General features: G+C 60.3%; 26 protein-coding genes, 1 tRNA gene and 1 pseudogene. 11 read left to right on the top strand and 17 right to left on the bottom strand.

Annotation, left to right across the window (positions count from 1 at the left end; translation table 11 throughout):
- Positions 1-398: 398 nt before the first annotated feature.
- Positions 399-902 (top strand): ferritin-like domain-containing protein, encoded by a 504-nt coding sequence (locus tag ADT71_RS03795; protein ID WP_054435280.1) that lies wholly within the window; start codon positions 399-401, stop codon positions 900-902.
- A gap of 149 nt (positions 903-1,051) precedes the next feature.
- On the opposite strand, the gene ADT71_RS03790 is transcribed toward ADT71_RS03795, so the two are convergent.
- Both ADT71_RS03790 and ADT71_RS03785 read right to left on the bottom strand, forming a co-directional pair.
- Positions 1,052-2,893 (bottom strand): YbhB/YbcL family Raf kinase inhibitor-like protein, encoded by a 1,842-nt coding sequence (locus ADT71_RS03790; RefSeq protein ID WP_054435278.1) that lies wholly within the window; start codon positions 2,891-2,893, stop codon positions 1,052-1,054.
- Between the two features lie 22 nt (positions 2,894-2,915).
- On the bottom strand, positions 2,916-3,335 hold the full coding sequence (locus tag ADT71_RS03785; RefSeq protein ID WP_231635552.1) for a DUF4142 domain-containing protein: 420 nt from the start codon (positions 3,333-3,335) through the stop codon (positions 2,916-2,918).
- Positions 3,336-3,625: 290 nt separating this feature from the next.
- Here ADT71_RS03785 and ADT71_RS03780 point away from each other — a divergent pair, with 290 nt between their 5' ends.
- On the top strand, positions 3,626-4,711 hold the full coding sequence (locus ADT71_RS03780; protein ID WP_231635551.1) for an alpha/beta hydrolase: 1,086 nt from the start codon (positions 3,626-3,628) through the stop codon (positions 4,709-4,711).
- 69 nt (positions 4,712-4,780) lie between these two features.
- Complete coding sequence (locus tag ADT71_RS30040; protein WP_082370136.1) at positions 4,781-4,999, top strand: hypothetical protein; 219 nt, start codon at positions 4,781-4,783, stop codon at positions 4,997-4,999.
- A gap of 93 nt (positions 5,000-5,092) precedes the next feature.
- Here the strand turns inward: ADT71_RS30040 and ADT71_RS31135 are convergent, their stop codons facing one another.
- The 10 genes from ADT71_RS31135 to ADT71_RS03735 form a co-directional block, all read right to left on the bottom strand.
- Positions 5,093-5,302, bottom strand: a complete 210-nt coding sequence (locus ADT71_RS31135) for a hypothetical protein (protein WP_132470272.1) — start codon at positions 5,300-5,302, stop codon at positions 5,093-5,095.
- A gap of 60 nt (positions 5,303-5,362) precedes the next feature.
- Complete coding sequence (locus tag ADT71_RS03775; protein WP_197282904.1) at positions 5,363-8,176, bottom strand: PAS domain S-box protein; 2,814 nt, start codon at positions 8,174-8,176, stop codon at positions 5,363-5,365.
- Between the two features lie 126 nt (positions 8,177-8,302).
- A complete protein-coding gene (locus tag ADT71_RS03770) occupies positions 8,303-8,680 on the bottom strand; it encodes a response regulator (protein WP_054435273.1) in 378 nt (125 codons plus the stop codon).
- A gap of 77 nt (positions 8,681-8,757) precedes the next feature.
- Complete coding sequence (locus tag ADT71_RS03765) at positions 8,758-9,882, bottom strand: PAS domain-containing sensor histidine kinase (RefSeq protein ID WP_054435270.1); 1,125 nt, start codon at positions 9,880-9,882, stop codon at positions 8,758-8,760.
- Positions 9,883-9,904: 22 nt separating this feature from the next.
- On the bottom strand, positions 9,905-10,639 hold the full coding sequence (locus ADT71_RS03760; RefSeq protein ID WP_054435284.1) for an alpha/beta fold hydrolase: 735 nt from the start codon (positions 10,637-10,639) through the stop codon (positions 9,905-9,907).
- Positions 10,640-10,847: 208 nt separating this feature from the next.
- A complete protein-coding gene (locus ADT71_RS03755; RefSeq protein WP_054435267.1) occupies positions 10,848-11,513 on the bottom strand; it encodes a Crp/Fnr family transcriptional regulator in 666 nt (221 codons plus the stop codon).
- 424 nt (positions 11,514-11,937) lie between these two features.
- Complete coding sequence (locus ADT71_RS03750) at positions 11,938-12,348, bottom strand: low affinity iron permease family protein (protein WP_054435265.1); 411 nt, start codon at positions 12,346-12,348, stop codon at positions 11,938-11,940.
- Between the two features lie 62 nt (positions 12,349-12,410).
- Positions 12,411-13,067: a DUF6766 family protein gene (locus tag ADT71_RS03745; RefSeq protein ID WP_054435263.1), complete on the bottom strand. Its 657-nt coding sequence runs from the start codon at positions 13,065-13,067 to the stop codon at positions 12,411-12,413.
- A 70-nt stretch (positions 13,068-13,137) separates the two neighbouring features.
- Entirely contained in the window at positions 13,138-13,743 is a 606-nt protein-coding gene (locus tag ADT71_RS03740) for a cysteine hydrolase family protein (RefSeq protein WP_054435261.1), read from the bottom strand.
- Between the two features lie 43 nt (positions 13,744-13,786).
- The gene (locus ADT71_RS03735; RefSeq protein ID WP_054435258.1) at positions 13,787-13,975 is read right to left on the bottom strand and encodes a DUF3606 domain-containing protein; all 189 of its coding nucleotides are present in this window, start codon (positions 13,973-13,975) and stop codon (positions 13,787-13,789) included.
- Between the two features lie 116 nt (positions 13,976-14,091).
- Here ADT71_RS03735 and ADT71_RS03725 point away from each other — a divergent pair, with 116 nt between their 5' ends.
- Positions 14,092-14,895 (top strand): NAD(P)/FAD-dependent oxidoreductase, encoded by an 804-nt coding sequence (locus ADT71_RS03725; RefSeq protein WP_082370135.1) that lies wholly within the window; start codon positions 14,092-14,094, stop codon positions 14,893-14,895.
- Positions 14,896-15,263: 368 nt separating this feature from the next.
- Here the strand turns inward: ADT71_RS03725 and ADT71_RS03720 are convergent, their stop codons facing one another.
- Complete coding sequence (locus tag ADT71_RS03720) at positions 15,264-15,896, bottom strand: class I SAM-dependent methyltransferase (RefSeq protein WP_054435250.1); 633 nt, start codon at positions 15,894-15,896, stop codon at positions 15,264-15,266.
- A 148-nt stretch (positions 15,897-16,044) separates the two neighbouring features.
- Between ADT71_RS03720 and ADT71_RS03715 the strand changes: the two genes are divergently transcribed.
- Positions 16,045-16,272 (top strand): DUF3072 domain-containing protein, encoded by a 228-nt coding sequence (locus ADT71_RS03715; protein ID WP_054435247.1) that lies wholly within the window; start codon positions 16,045-16,047, stop codon positions 16,270-16,272.
- A 6-nt stretch (positions 16,273-16,278) separates the two neighbouring features.
- On the opposite strand, the gene ADT71_RS03710 is transcribed toward ADT71_RS03715, so the two are convergent.
- On the bottom strand, positions 16,279-16,725 hold the full coding sequence (locus ADT71_RS03710) for a cupin (RefSeq protein WP_231635550.1): 447 nt from the start codon (positions 16,723-16,725) through the stop codon (positions 16,279-16,281).
- Positions 16,726-17,389: 664 nt separating this feature from the next.
- On the opposite strand from ADT71_RS03710, the pseudogene ADT71_RS03705 reads away from it, so the two are divergent.
- Positions 17,390-18,290 (top strand): annotated as a pseudogene (locus tag ADT71_RS03705) (Ku protein).
- A 3-nt stretch (positions 18,291-18,293) separates the two neighbouring features.
- Positions 18,294-18,551, top strand: a complete 258-nt coding sequence (locus ADT71_RS03700; protein ID WP_054435244.1) for a hypothetical protein — start codon at positions 18,294-18,296, stop codon at positions 18,549-18,551.
- Between the two features lie 4 nt (positions 18,552-18,555).
- Here ADT71_RS03700 and ADT71_RS03695 read toward each other — a convergent pair whose 3' ends face one another.
- Complete coding sequence (locus ADT71_RS03695) at positions 18,556-18,846, bottom strand: KTSC domain-containing protein (RefSeq protein WP_231635549.1); 291 nt, start codon at positions 18,844-18,846, stop codon at positions 18,556-18,558.
- Positions 18,847-18,916: 70 nt separating this feature from the next.
- Between ADT71_RS03695 and ADT71_RS03690 the strand changes: the two genes are divergently transcribed.
- From ADT71_RS03690 to xth, 3 genes are read left to right on the top strand one after another with little or no spacing between them, the layout of a single operon-like run.
- Positions 18,917-19,858: a GNAT family N-acetyltransferase gene (locus tag ADT71_RS03690; protein WP_054435241.1), complete on the top strand. Its 942-nt coding sequence runs from the start codon at positions 18,917-18,919 to the stop codon at positions 19,856-19,858.
- Positions 19,859-19,878: 20 nt separating this feature from the next.
- Positions 19,879-22,398 carry a DNA ligase D gene (gene ligD, locus ADT71_RS03685; protein WP_054435238.1) on the top strand — a complete coding sequence of 840 codons (2,520 nt, stop codon included), beginning with the start codon at positions 19,879-19,881 and terminating at the stop codon, positions 22,396-22,398.
- Positions 22,395-23,222 (top strand): exodeoxyribonuclease III, encoded by an 828-nt coding sequence (gene xth / locus ADT71_RS03680; protein ID WP_054435236.1) that lies wholly within the window; start codon positions 22,395-22,397, stop codon positions 23,220-23,222. The genes ligD and xth overlap by 4 nt, the downstream gene beginning before the upstream one ends.
- Before the next feature lie 71 nt (positions 23,223-23,293).
- On the opposite strand, the gene ADT71_RS03675 is transcribed toward xth, so the two are convergent.
- Complete coding sequence (locus tag ADT71_RS03675) at positions 23,294-23,557, bottom strand: DksA/TraR family C4-type zinc finger protein (RefSeq protein WP_004212606.1); 264 nt, start codon at positions 23,555-23,557, stop codon at positions 23,294-23,296.
- Positions 23,558-23,811: 254 nt separating this feature from the next.
- Here ADT71_RS03675 and ADT71_RS32785 point away from each other — a divergent pair, with 254 nt between their 5' ends.
- Positions 23,812-24,867: a recombinase family protein gene (locus tag ADT71_RS32785; protein WP_054435234.1), complete on the top strand. Its 1,056-nt coding sequence runs from the start codon at positions 23,812-23,814 to the stop codon at positions 24,865-24,867.
- 595 nt (positions 24,868-25,462) lie between these two features.
- Here ADT71_RS32785 and ADT71_RS03665 read toward each other — a convergent pair.
- A tRNA-Met gene (locus tag ADT71_RS03665) sits at positions 25,463-25,539 on the bottom strand.
- Positions 25,540-25,634: the final 95 nt, after the last annotated feature.

Raw genomic sequence — 25,634 nt, 5'->3', positions numbered from 1 at the left:
CCCGCTCGCGGACTTCAGGTGAAAATTTGTTGGTTGTCTTGCTCATAACGGATGCTCCTTCTCACAAGTTGGAGCCTCCTGGAAACCCGGGGCGCTTCAGTTACCTGGGCGATGCGCCACGATCGGTTGCTACCTCCAGGCAAGTTGGACCGCGCATGGCGTGGCTCTACCGGCGGAGGGCGATCACGTATGACCCCAAGGGTGAACGCGCCGCAGCAGGGCTCGCGTCTCCCAAACTTTGCCGATGAATAAGTGAACTCAGACTTGGGACAAGTCCGGCATACCTATTCTTGCACCGGCCATCATAAGCGAAACAAACCGGAACATTGCCGCTTTCCAGGCGCTCAACGGGAGCGGTCGGCGCTAACCCCGGCAGCTGCGAAGAGAGGAACTCCATCATGTCCGCACCGGAAAATTTCCAGGAAATCTACACCGACGAGCTCAAGGATCTGTGGTCGGCCAACGACCAGATGAACCGGTTGCTGAAGAAGATCACCTCGAAGGCGAGCGATCCCGAGCTCAAGGAAATGCTGACGAAGTCGCAGGCCGGAATCTCCGCGCATACCGATGTGCTCAAGGAGCTGATCGCCGGCCAGGACGAGAAGGTTTCCAAAGAGCATTGCAAAGGCATGGAAGGCTTGGTCACCGAGGCGACTAAGCACATCATCGAGGAAGGCCCGAAGAAAGGCCCGCTGCTCGATGTCGTCATCATCGCTCAGTACCAGCGAATGAGCCACTATGGCATCGCAGGGTTCGGTACTGCGGCAGCCTATGCCAAAGCTCTTGGCCTCAAGGACGACAACAAAAGGCTTCGCGACGCCACCAAGGAAATCTATGGCGGCGACGAATACATGACCAAGCTGGCGGAAACGAGCGTAAACATTCAGGCCGAAGAATCCTGATGGCCCGGTAATTGATCGCATTCGGAATGGCGCCGTACTTCTCAGTACGGCGCATTTTTATTAATGCATTTGTCGTTCGATATATGTGGGATGGCCAAGGCCACGTTCTACATATGCTGACGCAGCCGTCGTACCGTCCACCCTCGGTGTCAGCGGGCCTTTGTACCAGGTGTTTTTATAATCCCCGCCGGCAGAGTTCCGCTTTTTGGCGGTTTGGCGACTTGGCGGTAACGACCGGTCAGCGCGCCCTTGGCAAGCACGTGCCCTTGCGCGGCTCCCAGGACCTGGTCGCGGTTGGCACCGATCGGGAGATCGAGCACCGTGTCGAGAGCCAGGACCTGGAAGCTGTAGCGGTGCGCAGCGTCGCCAACGGGCGGCTGCGGACCGTAGTAACCCGGCGTGTTCTTGCTGTTACGGCCCTGCATCATGCCATCTGGCAGGGTCAGCCGTTCTTGCTCTTGCAGGCCTTCCGGCAGGCTGGTTGTCGACGGGGGGATGTTCCATGCGACCCAGTGAACAAACGGCGTAATGGGAAGCGAATCCGGGTCTTCCATAATCAGAACGTAGGATTGCGCGCCGGTAACAGGATCCCAGCTCAGCGGCGGCGACACCGCGTCGGCGTACTCGCTGTATTTTTCAGCAATCACACCTTGCGGCGTGACCGCCGTGGAGCGTACCTTCACTGAACTTATCGACGAGGCCGTTTCCGGTCGTTCAATCGTCAGAGGAACGCCAACACCCTTTCCCGCTTGGGCGAGCATAGGCCCAGCTGGCGGTGCAATGGCCGTGGTGAGCTGCCCTGCAGCGCCGGTATAAGCGATGCGGTAAATCGTTCCGTTGCCGTCGTCCGTCAAAAGCAGCGAGCCGTCCTTCAGCATGGCGAGGCCGACGGGGCGGGCTATATGCTTCAGACCGCTGTCTGTCAGGAACCCGGTGACGAAGGGTTCAAAGCGGTCAGGTTTGCCGTCTCGGAACTTGATCCGAACGACTTCGTAACCCGACGCCGGCTTACGGTTCCATGATCCGCGCATCGCGACGAACGCATCGCCCTGATAGGCCGCCGGGAAATTGCCGCCTGAATAGAACACCATGCTCATGGGTGCTGCATGGGCAGTATACCCCAGGACCATGGGCGTACTCGCCGCCAGCCATTGGGCCTTCGTTATCTCGCCGGGAGGCGTGGTTTGAGGGTGGATGCCGTTCACACCATAGGCGTGCGGCCAGCCATATTGTTTGCCCTGCTCGATAAGGTTGAGTTCTTCGGGCTGCAAATCGTCGCCTAGATCGTCGATGCCATGATCCATACCCCATAGCTCGCCAGTTTGAGGCTGCCAGCTAAACCCAATCGTGTTGCGCAGATTGCGTGCGAAAATCGTGCGCATTTTGCCGTCGGGTGAAACCCGCAGAATACTGGCGTTCTCGGGATTGGTTTCGTTGCAGGCATTGCAGGTCGAACCCACGCTTACATAGAGCATACCGTCGGGACCGAAGGCCATCGTACGATTAGGATGTTGGCCGCCATCAGGCAGATCGCCGACAATCATTTCGAGCGTGCCCAGAGTGCCGTCGGGCCGGATTGCCGCGACGAAAATCTCTTTGACCGTCACGATGTAAAGCTTGTCGCCCTTGATTGCGAGGCCATGGGCGTTGGGCCGGTTAGCGACTACCAGGGGCGCTGCGTCCGCGACCCCATTACCGTCTGCATCCTTGAGCAGGACGATATCACCCTGTTCGCGCCTACTGACGTAGATCGCTCCATTTGGAGAAACGGCGATAATACGGGGGTTTTTCAAGCCCGTCGCGAAGGTGGAGACCGTAAAGCCAGCAGGCGCCTTGAGCGCGGCAAGCCGTTCCGGCGTAGCCGGCGCCTTGTCTGGCTTAAAGACGTGAATTGCCACAGGCACATCCGTTCCATCACCCTGCTGGGCAAAAGCGGCAGTCGAAAAAGCAAGGGCGGCACACGATGCGGCCAGGACGGAGGTAAGCTTCATGGAATCTCCGGAAGGTCGAGGGTTATCGGGCAGCCTGCAGGGCGCGAGCGTGCTTTAGGTGCTGCGTGATGATGGGAATGGCGGCCTTCGCCGACGCCCTTAGCGGAGCCTTATCGCCTTGGGCGGCATATGCCGTCTGCACTGCCAAGGCCTGCTCATGCGCTGGAATTTGCTGCGCAATATAGACCCGGTCAAAATCCCCTGGTGCTGCGGCATAGAGCTGATCGATCTTTGAGCGACTGCCTTGGCCGAGGACCGCAGGTGGAGGCATCAGGCCTGCGGCTTTTGCCTGGGTCAGCGCCGCATTGGTCGTTTTGGTATGGTGGTCGATCAGCATCGTGGCGAATGCGCGGACCTTGGGATTCTGCGAGCGCTGGAGTGCGATCTGACTGGACGTGACTTCGTAGACGTCGCTTTCCCCGGCGATCTGCAGATAAGGCATTGCGGCACCCGTAGAGGCCGCCGGCGGCGGAGGGGGATTGGAAGGACTCTGGGCATATGCGGTGGCGGGGACGCTACACGTCAAAACAGAGAACAAGAGAAAGCTCGGCATCTTCATTTTCTGGCACCCTCTATTCTTACCGCGCTGGCAGTTGATGAACCTCATAATATTGCTCGAGTTCCAACCCGCTGCGATGTGGTTGCAATTTCTCAGCTTCGACCGGCGCAAAGGGGAACAGGAGCAAGAAAGGGCCGTTGCGCCTTCAATATGGGATTTGAAGGACTGCCGGTATGAAGATGAGAAAGTTAGTCGCACATTCTCTCGCTGTGGCAGCGACCACAGTTTTGTCTCCGCTCGCCGTGCCCGCGATCAGCTTTGCCGCCGCGCCCGAAGGGCAGGCTGGGATACCTGCCAGGGGCGAAAAAGCGGATGCTGACAATCAAGCGGTTCTCGATGCGCTGAAAACCGTGGGGCAGCGTCCCTACCACACGCTCAGCCCCGCCGAAGCGAGGCTGCAGCCCAGTTTTGCTGACGGCGTAAGGGAAGTCATGCGCAAGCAGGGCAGGCCGACGGCCCCGCCGCCCGGGGTAACAACGCAGGACATCCAGATACAGGGCGCCGCCGGCATGATACCGGCGCGGGTCTATCGGCCCGAGAATGTCAAAGGCCCGCTTCCCACGATCGTTTACTACCACGGCGGGGGCTGGGTTCTTGCCACCATCGACACCTATGACGCTTCTGCCCGGGCGCTAGCCCGAGAAGCTCAGGCGGTGGTCATCTCGGTAGAGTATCGCAAGTCACCCGAATTCAAATTCCCGGCGCAGCACGACGATGCGCTCGCTGCCTACAAGTGGGCTTTGGCCAACGCAGGGACATACAGCGGCGACGTCCGCAAGGTTGCTCTTGCAGGCGAAAGCGCGGGCGGAAATCTCGCGATTGCGACGGCGATAGCGGCGCGAGATAACAAGCTGCAGAAACCGTCACAGATACTGGCAATCTACCCGATCGCCGGTTCCGATCTCAATACGCCGTCCTACCAGGCGAACGCCAACGCGATGCCGTTGAACCGGGCGGCCATGGCATGGTTCCTTCACCACACCACGCGGGGCCCCGCCGACGCAGCGGACCCGCGTATCAACCTGCTCGCGGCCAATCTCAAAGGCATGCCGCCCGTCACGCTCATTCAGGCGTCGATTGACCCGCTGGCGTCCGAGGGCCAGGCTCTTGCAAGCAGGCTCCGATCCGCCGGTGTAACCGTAACAAGCCGGACGTACACCGGGGTGACGCATGAGTTCTTCGGGGCGGATGCAGTCATTCGCAAAGCCGGAGAGGCGCAGCGTTTTGCCGGCGAGCGTCTGCGCGCGAACTCACGGTAGGCTTGGATCGGCCGCGAAAGAAGCACACCAAAACCGCCCTTTAGTGGCGAGTATTGCAAGGAGCTATATATGGGTCTCATGAGACTAGCTGCCGCAGGAGCCATCGGCTACGCGCTCTACAAATATGCCGTAAAGAACAGCGCCGGAGAGTCGGCTGTCGATCGAGGCTGCCCCGATGTCCGTGACGCGGGGCCAGAAAGCATGACCTCGCCGCCAAAGTCGTGGAGTGCTACCGACGAGGCACTGGACGAAAGCTTTCCAGCTAGCGATCCGCCATCGACGTATTGAGCCCTCCACCTGGCAATCATTCTCCGGCATGCCCGGGCGTGATTGCCAAGAATGCCGGTCTCGGCGCGGCGACGCAGGTCGACCGGCCCGATATCAATGGCGGGCGTGGGCCGATCCCAGATCATCGGCACTCTTTGGCGCATCGGCCGGATCGACATGCCCGGCCTGCTCGTCTTTTAGCGTCTTGGCGTGATAAAGATTAAACCCAACAAAAATAGACAGGATCATAAGTCCGACAATGACCACGACGATAATAGCAGCTTTACCTGCTCCCCGGGGCGGCGGTCGATGACTCTGAGTCACGGTGATTTCCTTCTCAGTCCTCGTTTGGGTCAGAACTTTACATGAGCTGCCCGAAGTCGCCTACCCTTCGATTAAATCTCTGATCCGGGCTGCAATCGTGTCCATCGCGAACGGCTTGGTAAGGACATGCATTCCAGGGTCGAGATGCCCGTGGCTCAGAACGGCGTTCTCTGCATAACCGGTAATGAAGAGGACCTTGAGATCGGGCCGAACAGAGCGAGCAGCGTCAGCTACCTGCCGGCCATTCATCCCGCCAGGAAGGCCGACGTCGGTCACCAACAGATCGATGCGCAAGTCCGAGTTGATGATCTTGAGCCCTGCGGCGCCGTCGACTGCCTCGATAGCCGTATATCCAAGCTCAGTCAGTACCTCCCCGACGAGCATGCGGACGGTTGGTTCGTCGTCGATGACGAGAACCGTCTCGCCATCTTCAGCCCGCGGTAGGTTGTCGGCGTCTACGGGGGTGTCTTCGGTCTCCGTCTCTCCAAGGTGGCGCGGCAGATAGACGCACACCATCGTCCCATCGCCGACTTCGGAGTAGATGGACACAGAGCCGCCGGACTGCTTCGCGAACCCGTAGATCATGGACAAGCCGAGCCCGGTTCCCTCGCCGATCGGCTTGGTGGTGAAGAATGGATCGAACGCTCTGGCAATCACGTCAGGCGGCATCCCGGTCCCGGTATCGGAGACGCAAAGGGAAATGTATTGGCCTGGCTCGAGCCCACGCTGCTCGGCGGCGCGGTGGTCCATCCATCTATTGGCGGTCTCGATAGTGATCTTGCCCCCATCCGGCATGGCGTCGCGGGCATTGATGCACAAATTCAGAATAGCATTCTCGAGCTGGCTAGGGTCGATCAGGCTCGGCCACAACCCTGCCGCATTCACTGTCTCGATCATGATCGCGGGGCCCACCGTGCGTTGGATCAGTTCCTCCATGCCGGACACCAGCTGGCGCACATCGGTGGGCTTTGGCGTCAGCGTTTGCCGGCGTGAGAAGGCAAGAAGGCGGTGGGTCAGCGCCGCTGCCCGCCGGGCGGCGCCCTGAGCTGCCCCGACGTAGCGCTCGACGTCGGTCATCCGTCCTTGAGAGATGCGCGTCTGCATCAATTCCAGGCTCCCGGAAATGCCGGTCAGCAGATTGTTGAAATCGTGTGCAAGGCCGCCAGTAAGCTGTCCCACAGCTTCCATCTTCTGCGATTGGCGAAGCGCATCTTGCGTAGCGATCAGATCGGCGGTTCGATCGGCTACCCGTTGCTCGAGTGTTTCGTTGATCTCGCGTAGGGCGTTCTCGGCTCGTTTGCGTTCGGTCAGATCCAGCATGGCGCCGATCATACGCAAAGCCTGGCCTTGCTCATCACGAACTACGTGGCCGCGGTCAAAAACATCAGCGAAAGTCCCGTCAACCCGCTGAAAACGATACTCCGCTGCCCATAGATCGTTGCTCCCGTCGATCACGGCGTGGATTGCCGTATCGACCCTCTCGCGGTCGTCGGGATGGATGTGCGAGATCCACCAGTCGCCCGTTGGCTCAACGTCGTCCTCAGCGTAGCCAAACAAGACGCGGATGGCTTCATTCCAATCGACATGGTTGGTGGCAAGATCCCAATCCCATATCGCATCATTGGTAGCCTTCGCGGCCAAGCGATAACGGAGCGCAGTCTCTTCGAGAGCCGCTTCTGCGGCGCGCCGAGCAGTCTCGTCCCGCGCGATCTTGATGAAGCCCGTGACTTCTCCGCGGCTGTCATGCAGCGGGCGAACCGAGCCGTTGGCAAAGAACCGAGAGCCGTCGCGCCGCACATGGAAGCGTTCATCATTCGCGCAGCCTTGGGCGCGTGCGGTCGCAAGTTCTTGTGCCGGCACCTGGGTAGCCCGATCTTCTGGCATAAAGAGGATTTCCGCGTTCTGGCCGCAAATTTCCTGCGCAGTCCAGCCAAAGACGGTCTCTGCTCCCGGCGTCCAGTCGACGATCGTTCCACCGGAGTCTGTTGTGAAGATAGCGTGATCCTTCACCCCCTCGACGATGCGCCGGCTCCGCTCTTCGCTCTCACGAAGCTTCACGCGGGCTTGATGGGCCTGCGTAACGTCATGCCCTTCCACGAAGATGCCCGTGGCCTTGCCGGCGTCATCGAGGATCGGCTCGTAAATGAAGTCCAGGAACCGCTGGCGCGAGCGCCCGTCCGGTCCTTCGAACTGAATGGGGCTTTCTTCAGCGACAAAACGTTCGCCGCTGGCGTAGACCTGATCGAGCAGTTCGAAGAAGCCTTGGCCAGCCAATTCGGGCAGCGCGTCCCGGACGCTCATGCCAACGAACGCGCGATCGCCTGTAAGCCGCCGATAGGCAGCATTGACGAATTCAAATTTGTGTTCCGGCCCGTCCAAAATGGCGATGAAACCTGGCGCTTGCTCGAACAGTCGGCGCTGGCGGTCGGTATCCGCAAGGCGGCGCCGTTCGCCCAGGACCTGGTCGGTTATCTCGATGCAGGGGCAGAAGAAACCGGCAACCAGTCCGGCTTCATCTCGCACTGGCGTATAGGAGAACGAGAAATGGGTTTCTTCCGGGTAACCCTTGCGTAGCATCAAGAGTTCGATGTCGTCCATGTGGGCCGGCACGCCGGCATAGGCCTGGTCCACGATCGGCTCGAGATCGCCACGGATCTCGGCCCACACGTCCAACACGTCGCGTCCCAGGGCTGCGGGATGCTTGCTGGAGAGGATCTCGGCATACCCATCATTATAAAGTAGCGTACGCTGAGCGCCCCAGGCGATAAACATCGGTTGATTGGCTGTGAGCAGCACCCCCATAAGGGTTTTTAGTGGCTGCGGCCACTGCGCAGGGTCCCCTAAAGGTGTCGCTGCCCAGTCGAACGACCGCATCAGCGATCCGGTTTCGCCCCCACCCGTCAGGAAGCCAGTCGACGTCGGGCTAAACTGTGGATTCGAAGTCATGGTTGGACAACGCTCCGCCGCTCCCAAAGTCCCCAGGCGAGTCGCGCACTTGTCCTAACGATCGGCGACCAAATCCCGGATGTGAGAAATGAGCTTCTCGCTCATCCACGGCTTCGAAATGAATTGTCCGGCATCCGGAACCTCGGCGTCCGTAAGTTCATGGCGTCCTGAGGTCAGCAAAAGCCGGATATCCGGCCAACGCTCGTGAACGACCCGAGCTAAATCCAATCCGTCCATGCTCCCTGGCATGTCGACATCCGAAAACAGCAGCAAGACATCGTCATGCGCTTGCAGAATACGCAAGGCCTCGTCGGCGTCCGCCGCTTCGAGCACATCAAATCCGGCATCCTCCAGGATCTCCGCGCCTACCATGCGTATTAGTGTTTCGTCTTCGACGACGAGAATACGGGTCTTCACTTCGTCCTGCGGCATTTTCCGGCTCTCCTGTCAGGCGATGCCTGACCTATGGAAATGCCGAAAGCGCGAACTGGTTCACGCGCTTTTAAAAATCAGGTGGATGGCTCCTGAGTTTCGTCCAATGGCATGGTGAAGGTGAAAGCAGTTTCAACCTCGTCGGATCGAACTTTCAAGGTGCCGCCATGGGCCCGGGCGATTTCACATGCGATATGCAAGCCAAGGCCCAGCCCCTTCCCCGACGTGTGCCCATCAGCGCGGAAGAACGGTTCGAACAAATGCAGCCTAGCATCAGGGGGGATGGGCACGCCTCCGTTGGCGACGACAATCTTTAATTGCCGTTCGTTCGTGGTGGCCTGGACGCGGACCGGCTTGTCGCGAGCACCATGGGTCAGGGCATTGCCGAGCAGGTTGGATAGCAGCTGCCCGATGCGAACCCGATCGCAATTTATCGGTACGTCCAGATCATAGCTGACATCGACGCTACGTGCGGGCGCGATAGCTTGTAATTCGGAGACGACCTGCTGAAGCATTGGCTCGAGGGGCTCGGAAGCATCCCGGTTGAGCGTAATGCCGCCCCCGAGCCGCCCCCGGGCAAAATCCAGGACGTTGTCGATGAGGCCGGTCGCCCGCACGATACTTCCGTCCATGAGCCCGAGCACTTTTCGTCCGCGCTCGCTCAGGTTTTCTTTAGATAGCATCTGCAGGCCGCTGGCGAGCGATGCCAGTGGATTACGCAGGTCGTGGCCCAGGACAGCGATAAACCGTTCACGCAGCTCTCCTTCCTCTCGCTCAGCCGCGATCGCCGCATTCGCCTCGTCTCGTTCCTCGAGGAGACCGAGTTCGTAAGCGCGGCGCTGAGCGGCCATAAACAGCGTGAAGCAGATGAACGGTGTCCCGCCTTCACTCCTTCGTTCGATCGCGTTCACCAGCATAGGGATCTTTGCCCCACCCCGTCCCTTGAGGTCCAAGGCAACTTCGGTGAAGCTGCCCTGCATGTGCAGGGACGGCGCTAAATGGGTCTCATAAAACATCTTCCCTGCGATTGGCAGAAGGTCTGAAAAGCGAAGACCCAGAAGTTCGTCAGCTGCTCGGCCGACCCAGTTCGCAAGAGTCTTATTGCCGCGCGATATGCGCCCATCTCTGTCAGTGAGAAGATAGCCGCAGGGCGCGATTTCGAACAGCGCTTCGAAATCGATGGGTATGGCGGACGCGCTCATGAAGACTGTCAACTGCGAGGCGTCAAAGGAAGGCTTTAATCGCAGCAATGGTAGACTCCGGAGCGCTCAGGTTCGGGCAATGGCCTGTGGCGTCCAATACCACCAGTTCGCTGCCTGGAATAGCATCGTGGACGTACGCACCCACGCTCACTGGCGCGATAACGTCGTCTCGGCATTGAAGGATGAGTACGCGTGCTGCTGCGGTAGCAAGGTCTGCGCGATGATCAGAAAGAAAAGTAACCCGAGCAAACTGCTTGGCGATCTGCGGATCTGTGCGGCAAAAGCTGGCAGTCAATTCGTCGCCCAGCTCCGGGCGGTCCGCATTACCCATTATGACCGGCGCCATCGCCTGCGCCCACCCCATGTGATTGCTGTCCAGAAATTCCAGCAGTTCATCGATTTCATCGCGTGTGAAGCCGCCGACGTAGTCGCCGTCATTGATGTAGCTTGGCGAGGGGCCGACCAAGACCAGGCTCGCAAACAACTCCGGCGCCTTACGGGCAGCGATCAGCCCGATCATCGCGCTTACCGAATGACCGACAAAGATCCCGGCCTCGACCTTCAACGCACGGGCCAAATCGACGAGGTCGTCGGCGTACCCGTCGAGCGAGGCATACCGCTCCTCGTCATAAGCAGTAAGGTCTGAGCCGCCAGCTCCGATGTGATCGAATAGGATCACCCGATAATCCTGATCAAAGGCCGGCGCGACAAACCGCCACATATTCTGGTCGCAGCCAAAACCATGCGCGAAGATCATCGCCGTCTTGCCATCTCCGCTTGAACGGACATTGAAGCGCCGGATAGCCTCAGTCGCGTCTAGCACGCGCGTTGCTCTGCCTGCGTGGAGATGGGAGAGGTTATCCTCGGGAACATTCGTTAATCGGACACCACGTGAGCTGGGGATGCAAGGAAAATGCGCACACGTGCACATTGTTGCTGGTGCCGAGCGGGAAGCGCTCGATAAATCAGGCGAGCATTGGCTCCCGTGCAGGTTGTAACGACATATGCGGCCCACCAGACGTCGCAGGCTCCGTTTGACCACGCTCATTGCGGCCTAAAGAAAGCGTTTTCCCCCGAAGGCTGATGGCGCCGCTTTTGCGCAGATCCATTAAAACGCGGTTGAGGTGAACCGCCGTAAGGCCCAGCACATCGGCCATGTCCTGCTGCGTCAATGGTATAGTGCAGCGGTGCGCAGATACGTGTCCCGAGACCTTCAGTCGGCGATGCAATTCGAGCAGAAAATCGCGCACGCGCGCCTTCGCAGATTTGCGGCCCAAGCTAACGATCCAGTCAGTTTGGCGGTTAAACGCCTCGAGCATCGCGCCCAGAAGATCTTGTACTCCTTTTCCAGGCTGCCCGTAGATATTTTCCAGGGGGATTTCAGTAACGGTCATGGGGGTGATGGCAATGATCGGAAGCTGGGCTTTGCCAGCAAGCAACCACTGCGGCTCGCAGAAATCGCCCGGCAGGAATATCGCGGTGATCTGCCTGCGGCCATCGGGGATGACGGAATATCGACATGCCCAACCCTCTTGGACTTTGTAAACCACCCGCTGGGGATCGCCGGCGCGGGCGAGGTGCTCATGCTTGCTGAACTGGCGGATATGCAGATTGCTCGTTTCGATTGTCATCCTTGCCTCCCGCCCATTGCGGCCCTGGGCGTCATAACGCGCTCACCCCTTGCATGTTTCTGGGATGAGATTTTGCGCCCACGCGCAAAGTCCTGGGCGGCGAACGTCAACGCTGGGCTATCGTTGAGAAATGCCGCACCGACCTAGCATCTCCCAGCTCCGCAACTATCCGCTCGGTTCCTTGAACGGATCAGAATCCAAGCCTTGCCAAGGGTGGGCCCTAACGGTGTCGACTCGAACGGACTTGCAGGTTCAGCGATGCTCGTAAAATCGCGCTTTTCGCTATATGCTCCTCCGCTGAGGTTGCATTCTCGCTGGAACCCCGGGCCATTTCTACTCCGATCGAGAGACTTGCAATCCCGTAACGCAACCCGTTCCCTCGTCGTCTTAGGCACGTGCCCCCGACGGCCGCTAAATCGCGAAGTCAGTATCGTTCTAACAGCCGTTCCACGCTGGGCGTGGCTGTCTTCTGCTTATCATCCTTGTCTTTGATATCGGCCTCGAGGGCTTCGCGAATGCGGGCGATCTGCGCATCCGTCAGATGCTCGATACCCACAAACTCCACGCGCGCCTTGTCGAGTGCCCTGATAATCTCATCGAGCTTTGCCTGCATGGCCGCGCCGTCGCGGTTTTGGCTGTTCTGGATCAGGAAAACGGCAAGGAATGTCAGCACCGTAGTCGCGGTGTTGACGATGAGCTGCCACGTATCCGAGTATTCCATGAAAGGGCCGCTGACCGCCCAAACAACAATGAACAGCGAGGAGATGATGAAGGCCAGGGGCTGGCCCATCAATTGCGCGCACCTTGTGGCGATGCCGGTGAAGAATTTATCCATCGTAAGCTTCCGTTGCTATTCATCGAGGTATATTCATTGATGCCCCGGCATGGTGGGATTGTTCATTCTCCAGTTTGTGCGTTCGGGGCTGCTACCGGCTTTGACTCGGGAGATTCGCGCTGACGCAGGAATATTGACAGCACCACAAGAACGGCGGTTGAGAGAAACTCGCTCTGCCAGTTTTGGAACGATTCAAACCAAAGCTGCGCGTCGCCGAGATAGGCAAGGACAGTCTGCGGCGTTTCCCCGTGTTCCAGCGCCTCCTCGGCCGCGACGTGGGCACTCTGGACCCAATGCGTCGCGAATGACGCGACGAACAACAGGATCAGCACGAGGCCAAGGGAACGCGCATATAGTGCGCGCCAGGCCGGACCTTTGCGAAGGATAGACGGTGCGCCCTGCTCGTGTGCCTTACGCTCCAGATCCCTATCCCGAGGCGGAGCATCCGGATCTTTCGATTCTGCCGATCCACGCTGGATCAGGAATGCGGTGAGCACGACGTAGGCTGCCATCTGCAGGAATTCGCTTTCCCAGTTCTCGAAGACAGAGGAAAGGAATTGCGGACTGGCGGCATAAGCGAAGAGAGTAAGCTGGGGTTGGGCATGGCGCCGGGCATCTTCAAGCTCAACATGCCATCCCGAAATCCATTGGCCAACGATGCAAAAAGCGAAAAGCGCCAACAGCGCAATCGTTAGTCCATTGTCTTTAAATAGCCGCATTCCCAAACCTCTCTCCGGATCCGCTTCGGGTGGAAACGCGCGAGAAACAAATGGGTTCGAATATCCTCGCTCACCCCTCCGGGCCAGAGAGCCACTCATCTATTGACATCTGCGATGTCTCGGCCGTCTTAGCCCCCATGCTCTGAGCCATGATTTCCAACGCCCAGCGCCCACGTTCTTCATTTTCCGCAGCGACGGCATCTTCCGGCACCCATAAGTCGTATTCGCGCATATGGGCATCCGCAGCGGTGAACAGTACGCAGATGTCGGTGGCGACGCCGCTCAGCACCAATTTACTGACACCTAGCTGTGGCAGTAGCACTGGCAGATTGGTGGCATAAAAGCCGGAAAACTGGGGCTTGATTATGAAATAATCGTCGTGCTTCGGCACCAGCAATTGCGTGACCGGATTATCCTTCTCCAATGCCCGCGCCACTAGCTTGGACGCCTCCGAATGCCATTCGCCAAAGTTATCGTTCACATATACGATCGGCCACCCACGCTCGCGGAACTGTCGGCGCAGCTGGCCGATCCGCGGAGCCGCCGCAATGGCATGCCGCTCCAACTCCTCTGCCCCTTCAAAATCGAAGCAGTTGACCATGTCGAGAATCAACAAGGCGGGCCGATTGCCAGGCTTTGTCAATGTCTCGGTTTGTTGCCTGTCCAGTGACGCCATAGGACCCTGCTACATAGGTGGGCCGCAGATTCGGCCCCCCTTCTCACTTCGTTGTGATCTTCTCTGCCTCGGCGTCCAGCTTCTCACGATCGTTGCCAACCCGACCGATCAGGGCCTGCGCCTGGTCACGGGTCAAACCATGCTTTTCAGCGAAGTAGTCGACCTCATAGGCTTCGCCGCCTGCCACCGTGCGGCGATCTGCACCCCCGCGCTGCGATTTGTCATCGGCCATTACGCACCTCTCGCTTTGACAGTCATTTGACACGGCAACTCATTGCCACCCCCTCGGGTTCCGACAAGAGCAGGGGTAATCCGGAACCAGCGCGCCTCTTGTCGCTTGCGCGTAGGATGATAAAGCCGCTCGATTGCCTGGTCATTGGCCCAGGGCCTGCCGGCCTGACTGCCGCCATCTATCTGGCCCGTTTTCACCTGTCGATCGCCGTCGTAGATGCAGGCAATAGCCGAGCGGCCCAAATCCCGCGCACCCTCAATCATGCAGGATATCCTGGGGGGATTCCCGGAAGAGACCTGCTCAAGCTGATGCGCGAGCAGGCCGAAAGTTTTGCTGTGCATGTCGAGATGGAATTGATCGAGAGACTGGAGCGGACCCAGGAGGGCTTCATCGCCCACGGTGAAAACCGCGCCTGGTCCACGCGCACCATTTTGCTCAGCACCGGAGTAGTAAACAATCGCCCGCAAATGGCGCCGGACGTCCACGATGCGGCGTTGCAACGCGGCCTACTTCGCTATTGCCCGATATGCGACGGGTACGAAGTTACGGACAAACGTGTCGGCGTCCTCGGCACCCGTTCCCATGGCTTCAAAGAGGCAATCTTTTTAAGAATGTACACCCGCGATGTGACGCTGATCGCCACGGACGGCGAACATGACCTTTCAGATGAAGAAAGGCGTCAGCTTAGGGCAGCTGAGGTGATGCTCGTCGATGGGCCTTGCGCACCGTTGCGGATGGAAAACGAACAGATGTTGGTTGCGACGCCGCTTGGAGAACTGAGGTTTGATAGCGTTTATCCGGCGCTAGGTTCAGTTATCCGGTCCGAACTGGCGACCGCGATCGGCGCAGATGGCACCGATGACGGGTGCCTCGCTTACACCTCGGACGCGTTCAATTGCTCGGGTTCCGACCCCGCGTAATATGACCTCCTGCTCGCATAACGCGTGCTGCCGGAGCATGGCGGGGTGCAGCCCGATGGGATCGGTCCGGCGAACATTTGCCAGCCGCCGCCAATTCCTTTGTTGCTTTCCTGAGGCTTCGCGGCAGGCGGCGCGATCGAGCGAGCAGGCGGTGCGATAGGTACCGCAGTCAGGTCGGCGGGTGAGCCCTTGATCGGACCGCCATCGCTTGAACGTCGGGACCGTCCTTAGCTTGTCCCTTGATCGTCGCAAATCTCTCAAGGCAGCGCGGCGTTCTCCGCGGCATCGGCAGCGAGCGTTACGTAGTCGGCAAAGACATCCGGCCACACCGGCCACAGCCGCTGAAGGAATACGGCCCTGTCCGGACATCAAGTTTCCAGCCCGCTGCCTTCATCGACGGAATGGCTCCTCGCATGCGCCCCCCTATTCTCGCGCGCGCCTGGCTTCCTCGCCCAATAGAGATGACAAGGAGGGATGTTCCGCCACTCATAAGCATGCCGAACCACAGCGAAGTGCCGGTAGATGAGTCCACGGATAGTGCTGCGCATTTGATAGGCAGCGAAAAGTCCGGACGAGTTGAGCGTCGCCGCCGTCACGCCCATGATCGCCTCGGCTTCGCACTCGTCGAGAGACGAGAAGGGCAATCCGCTCAGGACCAAATCCGGCCTGGCCAGCTCGTGAGCGGCCAGATGTCGATGTACTTCGATCGCCGAATCCTTGACCACGATCAACCGAGGGTCGCGGTTCGCCACACGCAGTTTTTCGACAAATGCTGCGCCAGTCTCGAGCGCGAGAAGTGTCGCATCAGGCCGCATCCGTTCGAGCATGGCGAAGGTGAACCGACCACTGCCCGGTCCAAACTCGATGGCTACGCTGATCTGCGCCCAGTCGATCGAGGCGAGGACATGACGCACCATCCGCGCAGTCGCGGGGAAAGCCGAGCCCACCATCGAGGGATGGCGCAGAAACTCGGTCAGGGCCACGAGGCCAGTGTCTTTCATATCACCACCCGACGATGAGTATCAGTCAGCCGCGTCCAAACATGCCAGGTCGCGATAGTTTTGACGCCCCCTGCACGTCCCCTCCTATCCGGGAACCACAGTCGCTCGCCTCCGTTATTTCGTACAAACCAAGAACGGGAAATGGAAAATGGCCGAGAACTCGTATAATCCCAAGATGGACGTTCATCCAGGCTCGAACACCCAGAAAGCCCCGGAAAACTGGGTATCGGGCGACGATCCCATGACGGGCGCGCAAGCATCCTATCTCGCGACGCTGAGCGAAGAAGCGCATGAGGAACGTCCGCCAGAGGATTTGAGCAAGGCCGACGCCTCGAAGCGCATCGACGCGCTGAAGTCGAAACTTGGTCGAGATTGAGCGCGCTCATGTGCCGGTTCGCCCGCCCGTTTCGGCGGTAATCGGATCGCGCCGGGGGTCTGGCAGCGAGGCAATCCGCGCCCGTGCCCCTTCGTCGGGCGCATCCCGGCAGATGTCCCAGGCCTGGCCCTGAGGATAGGCGCCTACCACACAGAAATCGGCGCTCGCCATGACGCATCGGTGCCCGGTGCCCGCGGGCAACATCAGCGCGTTTCCGGCTGCCATTTCGACCTGCCGCCCGTCCGCGCCGCCCAGCTCGAGCGTCGCGGCTCCCGCAAATACGCCGAGCACCTCATGCGCGGTCGAATGATAATGGTGATAGTCGAACACGCCGTCGCGCCAATCGGGCGGCCAGCCATTCTCGGCGAACAGCGGCTCCAAGCGGTCGGCGACATCCGCACCCTCGGCCTTCATTGCGCGGCGATAAAACGTCACTGGCTGGCAGCCGGTCATTGTTGGGTGCCCAGTCATTCTCCGGGAGCGTGAAGCTTTCGATCTTCATTTATCCACCCTCCTGATTCTCGCTTGTCCACTTCGGTCTTTCGGCGTTCTCGAGCCATGCCCGCGCATGACCCTTCGCCTTCTACCATCCGCGCAGATCGCTTTCGACCCGTGCATCAGGCAGCCGATCGGCAAGCGAGAGGCGCAACATTAGATAATCGATGTTGAGGGCGCTTTGCGGGCCTTAAGGGCCTGCATCGCAAAGTCGGTTTAGGCCCCTTCCCCACACACTAGTGCGGCTGTACCTATCCCAACATCGTGGCCCCCTGTTAGCCTTGAGAGACAAGATTTCACCGCGTGCGAGTGACTTGCCACTCGTGAAATGGTTGTAGTCGTGTTGCCATGACAGGGGCCAGCAACATCTTTACGGGCGCGGGCCGTAGGACGCAGCCGTGAGTCCCGCCAGGCCAATGACGAGAGTCGGGGCGCGTACATGGCGCCATTCTCGACGGCTCGTTGGCGCAGAGATGAATCTGCGGCGTGGAAGCCTTGTCAGATCCATCGGTTTTACGTCTTATGAGGTCAGCGTCTTCGTCGACTCGGTGCGGCGATGTAGATTGCGCGGGAACGAGCCGAAGGCATTAGGGATTAGGAGAATCTGCGAAGGAGAGGCTCGATGGCTGCACGTCCCTATTGGAAAGGCCAGATCCGACTGGCGCTGGTCTCCATTCCCGTTGAAATCTATTCGGCGACGAGGAGCGGCGCCACGATCGCGTTCAACCAGATTCATGAGCCCTCGGGCCAGCGGATCAAGTATGAAAAGGTCGTGCCGGGGATCGGTCCGGTCGACGTCGATGAGATCGTCAAGGCCTTCGAATATGCCAAGGGCGAATATGTCCTGCTCGACGACGACGAGATCGAGGGGGTCAAGCTGGAGAGCAAGAAGACGCTCGAGTTGACCCAGTTCGTCGATAGCCATGACATCGACGCGATCTATTTCGAGAAGCCTTATTATGTCGTGCCGGCGACGATCTTGCTGAGGAGGCTTCATCGTCTTGCGCGAGGCGCTCCGCCGTACGCGCAAGATCGGTCTCGGCCAGCTCGCTATGCGCGGGCGGGAATATGTCGTCAGCATCAAGGCTTGCGGGCGCGGCATGGTGATGGAGACGCTGCGCTATGCAGACGAAGTCAACAAGGCGACGAGCTATTTCCGCGAGATCGGCGATACAGATCCGGACGAGGAATTGCTCGACCTCGCCACCACCTTGATCGACAAGAAGACCGGCAAGTTCGATGCGAGGGAGTTTCACGATCGCTATGCCGACGCGCTCAAGGAGCTGATCGAGCGCAAGAAGAAGGGCAAAACGCTTAACATCGAGAGCGATGACAAGGGCAGCGATTCGCGTGGTTCCAACGTCGTCGACCTTATGGCCGCGCTCAAGAACTCGCTCGGCTCATCGGGTGGCGGCTCGTCCAAGGCGGCGGCAAAGAAGACCAGCAAGGCTGCCGCGAAACCGGCCGCCAAGAAGGCTGCGGCCAAGCCGGCCACGAAACCGGCTGCGCGCAAGCGGGCCTGATCCGTGGCGGACAGATCAGACTCGGTAGCGGCGACCGTCGACGACGATGCAGCGTTTGCCGAAGGCGCCATCACGCTGTGGGCCAATCTGCTGACGTTGATCGGCACGCACTTGCGAGAAACCGGCACACCCCGCCAGGAAGTGCTCGACATGCTCACCATGCTTCATGAAACCAATGAGGAGACGATCCGGTCGCCGCGCGCGCGGGCCGTCGCTTCTCGCCATCTGATGTCGGTTTATCGTGCCCTTCGCGAAGCCTGAGCGATCAGGCGTTCGGCCCGAAGCGCCGCCGTTCGGAATCGCGTGCGTAGCGAAAATGGTCCTTGATCAGTTCATTGAAGAAGCTTCCGGCCGAAGCCGCATGGCAGAAGGCCTCGAAGGTCTCGGCCGGCACGTCATAATAGAGATATGTGCCTGTATCGCGAAACGAGATCGACAGGATGCTGGTCTTGTCGTCATAGCCGATGCAATCGATCATCGAGGATTGGGAGAAGCGGTGCGCGCGCATATCTGGAGAAGCGCGGATCGCTGCACGCCGTTCCGGTCGTTGCGTCATCTGGAACCCATAAGACACCGAGCCGCCCCTGCCGCACTTACAAATACTGGCATGGCAGGCTCGTCGTAAGATGGCAGAGGTCAGCGACGACGAGCTCCGCGAGATGGCGCAGCACCGCGGGCTGAGGCTGGTCAAGTCGCGGCGGCGCAAGCCCGGCACCGGCGACTTCGGGAAATATGGCCTGACCGATGCGGGTGGCAAGGCGCTGCTCGGTATCGGCGACGATGGCCTGACCGCGAGCGCCGACGACATTCAGGACTATCTGCGTAGCAGCGAGCAAAGCACATGGAAGCAGTCGGCAGACGGAACTCCCGACCCACCTGCCCCCAGAGACAAACCCCGCCCGCCCGAGCCTCAGGAGGACATGGAACCCATCCACCGCCGGGCAAAACCGGTGTTACGAGATCATCCGGCGCCGCGTAGACGAGAAGAGCCAGGTCCGGCACGGAAACCTTCTACAAAGGCGCGTCCAAAGCCTGCGCTCCGGCTCGTCCCAAGAGCTGAGCCAGAGCCCCAACCCGATCTCGAGCCTATGCCCGCACCCAAACCGGAGTTGCGTATTCGCGATGTCACTGCGAACGATGCTGGTTCGCTGGCGGCGCTTCTCGGCCAGCTCAGCGGCGTATCGCTCGGTAGCAGGGAGGTCGCCGACAATCTCGCAGCCGGCCGAAAGGCGAAGGCCGGCATGGTAGTCGCCGAGCTGGGCGATATCGTCGGCTGCTGCGGATGGGCGGTTGTAGGGACTATCCATCGCGGTCCGATCGGGCGCGTGACAGTGCTCATAGTCGACAAGAGCCATCGTCGTCGAGGCATCGGAACGGCGATGCTGGCGGCCGCCGAGACCGCGCTGGCCAAGGCCGGCTGCCGTCAAATCGAGGCGATGAGCGACATCACGATCAACAACAGCCACAATTTCTTCCGCTCGCTGAAGTTCGAACAGGCAAGCTATCGCTTCGTCCGCGCGATCGGCGAAGAGGCGACCGGGGAACGAGTTCGCCACCGTACGAATTAACGGGGTGATCGGAAATCAATATGGCACAAGCCTCGACAGCGAACATCACTTCGGCAGACGAGCGCCTCGCAAAATATCGCGAGAAGCGCGACTTTGACCGCACGGCCGAACCGTCGGGCGCAAACGAGCCGACGAGCGGCTACGGGTTCGTCGTCCAGAAGCATGCGGCGTCGCGCCTCCACTATGATTTCCGCCTCGAATTGGACGGCACGCTGGTGAGCTGGGCGGTCACTCGCGGGCCGAGCAGCAATCCCGACGACAAGCGCCTCGCGGTCCGCACCGAAGATCACCCACTCGACTATGCCCGGTTCGAAGGCACGATCCCCAAGGGCCAATATGGCGGCGGCACGGTGATGCTGTGGGACAATGGCACCTGGGAATCGATCCCCGGCAAGAATCCTCGCCAGACGCTGCCCGAAGGTCACCTCCATTTCATTCTTCACGGCCGGCGGATGCAGGGTGAGTGGATCCTCTTTCGTCTGAAGCCGCACGGCAAGGAAAAGGGCGAGAACTGGATTTTGCGAAAGGTGCAGGATGAATTCGCCGGCGGCTCAGACGATCTGATCGGCACCCATCTTACCAGCGTCGATACGGGGCGCACGATGGAGGAGATTGCAGCGGGCAAGGCTTTGCGCAAGCGCAAGGCGGGCGCCAAGGCGTCACCTGCGGCGGCCGGCAATTCCAGAACGCCCGCCGCCGCGCCCGCCCGCCGCAAGAAATCTGGCCTATTGCCGCCGTTTCAGCCGGTGCAGCTGGCCGCGCTCGTCGATCATGTCCCACCGGGCGATCGCTGGCTGCACGAACTCAAATATGACGGCTATCGAACGCTCCTCGCGATCGGTGGCGGCGAAGGGCGTGCCTATACGCGCTCGGGTCTCGACTGGTCCGATCGGTTCGCCGGGCTGATCACCGACGCGTTGAAGCTGAACGTCGGCAGCGCGCTGATCGATGGCGAGGCGGTCGTGACCCTGCCGGATGGCCGTACCAGCTTCCAGGCCTTGCAGGCTGCGCTAAAGGGCGACCCTACGAAAATCGACTATTTCGCCTTCGACCTGCTCGAACTGGACGGAGAGAATCTGACCCGGTTGCCGCTTATCGAGCGTAAGGAGAAGCTGGCCGCGCTGATCGGCGAGGCCCAGGGACGTATCCGCTACTCCGATCATATCGTCGGCAATGGGGAGAAGCTGCTTGCCAGCTTTTGCGGCGCCGGCCTCGAAGGGGTGATCTCGAAGCGCGCAGACGCGCGCTACAGCGGCTCGCGCTCGGGCACATGGCTCAAGACCAAGTGCATCCGCCGGCAGGAGTTCGTGATCGTCGGCTGGACGCCTTCGGCCAAGCAGCGCGGGTTCCGCTCGCTGCTGCTCGGCGTCAATGAGAATGGCAAGTTGCGCTACGCCGGCAAGGCGGGCACCGGCTTCACGGCCGATGAGATCGAGCGGCTGATGAAGATCATGGCGCCGCTCGAACGCAAGGCTCCGCGTGTCGACGCGCCGCGCGCCGCCGTGCGCGGCGCGCACTGGATCGAGCCCAGGCTCGTGGCGGAGATCGCTTATGCCGAGTTCACCGACGAAGGCGTCCTGCGTCATCCGAGCTATCTCGGCCTGCGCGAGGACAAGAAGCCCGAAGCCGTCGTGATCGAGACCGAAACGCCGGTCGCGATCGCCACCACGCCGGCACGAACCAGCGTCAGGATCAGCAACCGCGAGCGGGTAATCTTCCCGGAAGGCAAGCTCACCAAGGGCCAGCTCGCCGACTATTATGAGATCGTCGCGCCGATCATGCTGCCCTGGGCGGGCAACCGGCCGATCAGCCTCGTGCGCTGTCCGCAAGGCCGATCGAAGAAATGCTTCTTCACAGAGCACGATGCCGGCAGCTTCGGCGATGACGTGAAACAGGTCGGCATCCGCGAGAAGGACGGCCATGACGAGCCCTATCTGTTCGTCGACATGCCCGCAGGCCTGCTCACCTGCGTGCAGATGGGCACGATCGAGTTTCATGGCTGGGGCGCGCGGATCGAGGATGTCGAGAAGGCCGATCGCCTGGTTTTCGATCTCGATCCCGACGAAGGACTGGAATTCCAGGATATCGTCTCGGCCGCCTTCCATGTCCAGGATGTGCTCGCGCAGATGGGGCTCACGACCTTCCCGATGGTCACCGGGGGCAAGGGCGTCCACGTCATCGCGCCGCTCACGCCCTCTGCCGAATGGCCGGTAGTGAAGGACTTCGCGCATCGCTTTGCCCTGGCGCTCGCGCAGGCAGAGCCGGACCGCTTCACCGCGGCGCTGGCCAAGGCGAAGCGAACGGGCAGGATCTTCATCGACTATCTGCGCAACCAGCGCGGCGCGACCGCAGTCATGCCCTATAGCGCGCGGACACGCGAATATGCGCCGATCGCGGTTCCGCTGACCTGGGAGGAACTGCGCGATCTCGACAAGCCATCGCACTGGCATATCGGCGATGGAGCGGAGATGGTGAAGCGCGCGGCGTCGAAGAACCTTGCCCATTGGGGGCGCGCCGATCAGATCCTCCCCGACCTGTGATCATCGCAACCTACAATGTGAATGGGGTCAATGGCCGCCTGCCGGTGCTGCTGCGTTGGCTGGCCGAACGCCAGCCCGACATCGTCGTCCTGCAGGAATTGAAGGCGCCGCAGGAGAAATTCCCGCTGCGAGCGATCCGCGATCTTGGCTATGATGCGATCTGGCACGGGCAAAAGAGCTGGAACGGCGTCGCCATCCTCAGCCGTGTCGGCGAGATTCACGAAACCCGCCGGGGTTTGCCCGGCGATCCCGATGACAGCCAGAGCCGCTATATCGAGGCGGCGGTCAACGGAATCCTGATCGGCGGCCTCTATCTACCCAACGGCAATCCCAGACCCGGCCCCAAGTTCGACTATAAGCTCCGTTGGTTCGAGCGCCTGATCGCGCATGCTGCGGGGCTGCTTGAAACCGGCCTGCCGGCGATGCTCGCCGGGGATTTCAACGTCATGCCGACCGAACTGGACGTCTACAAACCCGAGCGCTGGCTCGACGACGCGCTGTTCGCGCCCGAGGTGCGCGCGGCTTATTTCCGGCTGCTCGACCAGGGCTGGGCCGACGCATTGCGCATCCTCCACCCGGGCGAGACGATCTACACATTCTGGGACTATAACCGGAACGCCTACGCCCGCAACGCCGGTCTCCGGATCGATCATCTGCTGCTCAGTCCGGTGCTCACCGACCGGCTCACCGACGCGCAGGTGGACCGCCACGTGCGCGGCTGGGAAAAGACCAGCGACCACGCACCGGTCTGGATCGAAATTGCCGGCAAGCCGGTACGCCGCCGGAAGTCCGCATCGGCAAGGAAGAACGATGCGATGCCGTGATATTAGAGGCTTTTCCCTGAACGATTTTCCCCGAGTGCGCTGAATGACGGGTTTGAACCGTACCGACAGGTCTATCGTAGCTGGCTGTCCTTGCTCCCGCGCCGGTTGATCCCGACAGCGCGCATATTCGCATCCCGCTTCGCCTGGCATGCAACGCAGGTCCGCGTACCCGGCAAGGCGGCGCGGCGAGCCTGCGGAATGTCCTCGCCGCAATCGTCGCATTCGTCGCTACCTTCGCCCGTCGGCATCATGCCTCGGGCTCGCAAGACAGCATCGGTCACCGTATCATCGATCTGATCCTGTACGGCGCCATCGCGCGCCCATCCGTTCGCCATTTCGGATTCCTCGATCAAGCAATTGCGACCCCCTAGATAGGGAGCGACATAAGCGATTACAAAGATGCACTCGAATGCGAGCGGTACCCGCCTATGAAATCTTTGTCCGCCAATGAGGAATGTCGCCATGGATCATTCTGAAGCCTAGGCTATCTTGTCCTCGTGAGCTGCAGGAATGCTCCACTGCCTAAATGCGGGCCGCCCAATTTGGCAGGTAACGAGCATCATGTTAATTTCTCCGCGAGGAGAACGATATGACCCGCGTCGCCCTTTATGCCCGCTATTCCGACGACAAGCAAAGTGCTGCCTCGATCGAGGATCAGTTCCTGATATGCCGGGAGCAGGCGAAGAGTGAAGGCTGGCATGTTATAGGCAGCTACAAGGACGCTGCGATCTCCGGCGCCAGCGTTATCCTGCGCCCCGGCATTCAGGCCCTCGTTCAGGACGCACAGATGGGCCGGTTCGATGTTCTGCTCGCGGAGGCGTTGGATCGCGTATCCCGCGATCAAGCCGACGTTGCAACGCTCTACAAGCACCTGCAATTCGCTGGCGTGAAGATCGTCACGCTGGCTGAAGGCGAAGTGTCCGAGCTACATGTCGGCCTTAAGGGCACCATGAATGCCCTGTTCCTCAAGGACCTTGCGAAGAAGACCCATCGTGGCCTGCGCGGACGCGTCGAGAAAGGCAAGTCTGGTGGTGGCCTGTGCTACGGCTATGACGTTGTTCGCCGCTTCTCCAGCGAAGGCGAGGCAGTCCATGGCGAGCGCAGCATCAATGCCGTCGAAGCCGAGGTGGTGCGTCAGGTCTTCCGGCAGTTCGCCAACGGACTCAGCCCTCAGGCGATTGCGCGACGCTTGAATGAAGCAGGCATACCCGCGCCGACCGGCACACTTTGGACGTCGACGACGATCCGGGGGCACGCAAAGCGTGGGACCGGTCTGCTTAACAACGAGCTCTATATCGGGAAGCTGGTCTGGAACCGGCTTCGCTATCTCAAGAATCCTCAGACCGGCAAGCGCGTGTCACGGATCAATCCGCAATCGGAATGGATCGTCACCGACGTCCCCGATCTACGGATCGTCGATGAGGAACTGTGGCAGGCAGCCAAGGCAAGACAGGAAGATATAGCGGTCCAGTATGCCGGCGTGATCGAAGCGACGCGCGCGGCACACAACAAACTGAACCGAACCCGTCGGCCGAGGAGCCTTCTCTCCGGCCTCGTTTACTGCGGATGCTGCGGTGGGTCTTATACCCTTCGCGGGCAGGGGCGGTTTGCGTGTTCGAACCATATCGACACGAGAAGCTGTTAGAACGGGCATAGCATCTCTCGTGAGAAACTGGAGGCGCGGGTTCTCGATGGCCTCCGCGATCGGATGATGAGCCCCGAAGTGGCCGCCAAGGCCATTCGCACATGCGTAGAGGAGACCAATCGTCTGAACCGCGAGCGCCGGGCAACCGACACGGCAGATCGCGCTGAACTCGAGAAGGTTTTGAAAGCGATCAAGGGCGTTCTGGACATAGTTGAAGAAGGCAAGGGAACACGCACCCTTGTCGACCGCCTTCTCGATCTGGAAGCACAGGAGGACACCATCCGCGCCCGTCTCGCTGCCGCGCCGGCTGATGTTCCGGATATCCATCCCAACATCGCCGAGATTTATCGCGGCAAGGTCGAGCGCCTGGCAGACGCTCTGGTCTGTCCCGAAGAACGCGAAGAGGCCGCCGACGCCCTGCGCGGGCTCATCGAGCGCGTCGTCCTGACGCCGGGCACTAGGCGCGGCCAAGTCAACGCCATGCTGCATGGTGAATTCGGTACCATCCTGGATTGGCTGGAGCGGCAGCAATCCGCCAAAAACGATACTGCCCCGGGCGCTGGTGCGCCGGAGGTGTCCGGTATGTCGGTATCGGTGGTTGCGGGGGTAGGATTTGAACCTACGACCTTCAGGTTATGAGCCTGACGAGCTACCGGGCTGCTCCACCCCGCGTCACCGATGGTTTTGCGTTTTTTTAAACGCGAAGAGGGCCGCTGGGGCCCTCTTTGAGGGCTTTTGGGCCCTTTGTCATTGTGATGGGTTTTTTT

Origin of the sequence: Novosphingobium sp. ST904, assembly GCF_001298105.1 — a bacterium.
Classification (GTDB): Bacteria; Pseudomonadota; Alphaproteobacteria; order Sphingomonadales; family Sphingomonadaceae; genus Novosphingobium.
Note: the sequence above shows the minus strand (reverse complement) of the source record. Positions and strands in the feature narration are given on the sequence as shown.